The sequence below is a fragment of the bacterium genome (assembly GCA_029210545.1).
Classification (GTDB): Bacteria; BMS3Abin14; BMS3Abin14; order BMS3Abin14; family BMS3Abin14; genus JARGFV01.
In genome coordinates, this window is record JARGFV010000197.1 from 1 (window position 1) to 1,254 (window position 1,254).

General features: G+C 50.2%; 2 protein-coding genes. One reads left to right on the plus strand and one right to left on the minus strand.

Features of this window, described 5'->3' with window-relative positions; genetic code table 11:
- Positions 1 to 558: 558 nt before the first annotated feature.
- Complete coding sequence (locus tag P1S46_12240) at positions 559 to 807, plus strand: hypothetical protein (protein MDF1537237.1); 249 nt, start codon at positions 559 to 561, stop codon at positions 805 to 807.
- A 186-nt stretch (positions 808 to 993) separates the two neighbouring features.
- On the opposite strand, the gene P1S46_12245 is transcribed toward P1S46_12240, so the two are convergent.
- Positions 994 to 1,254 (minus strand): hypothetical protein (locus P1S46_12245; protein MDF1537238.1); only part of this gene is annotated, 261 nt, incomplete at its 5' end.

Here is a 1,254-nt window from a genome sequence, read left to right on the forward strand (position 1 = left end):
TCCTCTCGTGACTATGTCCGCTCAACCCCGCCTGATTCATGATGCTTATAGTGCCATTCCCATTTATCTTTAATTGCTAAACAGTTAGCTGACATCTCATTTGCATCATGAATAATGCGGGCTAGGGCGATTTGTAAAGAGGAGACTCAGGCCCCAAAAGGTGTTGCAGATCCACCACAACTATTCCCACCTGTTGCAATAACGACATACTGTTTCCAGCGTAACGACAATATATCGGGGCCAGAAAAAAGATTCCTTTCGAATATCCGGTTTTATGCAAAACCCTGCTCCAAACTTTTGTATTGCAGTTATTACTTTTAATAACAGTATATTGCAAGGTATTGCTCATGTAAAAACTTCACTTATCGGTATCTCAACCAGACCCTTTTCAGCTTTCCATGCCGGTAATTTCCGAGGCGTCCTCCACGGCATGCTTGTTGCTATATCTATATGGTACGGGCCCTCTTGTGATGGATGGATTTTCCACAGGATATTAATGGGTCACAAAAAGTCCCGCCTGGACTTTTCGCGATCCTGGCAATTGATCGGAGGAAAACAATGATCGATCTGAAACGTTACTTTGGCAGGGTGAAAGACGCTCTTTTCGACAGGGACGATCTGGCGGCCTTTGAGGCCGGGATCGCCTACAGGGTCGGTCCCGGGTGCGAGGACACCTGGCCCAGTGCGCGGATGCAGGTACACTGGCATCCCCCACTGGCAGTAGCACGGGAAACCGAACCGATCAAAACCGTGAGCCGGTTCCGCAGGTGGATCGAAAGTCGTGGCTTCCGGCGCAAGTCAGCTTAAAGATCCTGTCGGATCTTTAAGCTGACAGTACGAAGATCAAAGGGCGAAGCGCGAAGAGGGAGATCGTCTTCGTACCTGGCTTTTTGCAACTCAGATCCCAGGGCTCGAATCTCAAATCTCAGATCTCAAAGGTTTCCTGTGTTACCCCGCTTAGCCACGGCGAAGCTGCAAGCCGAAGGTCCTGAGCTAGTCGAAGGGGCGAAGACGGGTGTACCCTTCTATGGTAAACAGCTTTTGATCTTCGGTTATGATGTGTTGGTATTGTATATTGCCTGCCAGGTGATCCGTGACTATATCCAACGCCATGTCGAAGGAGGGGTTTCTCTCACCCCCACCTCTGACTTGTCCCGCCATAGCTTGAGCGACGGCGGATCCTCCCCCCTCAAAAATCACTTTCACCCCCACCTCTGACTTGTCCCGCCATAGCTTGAGCGACGGCGGATCCTC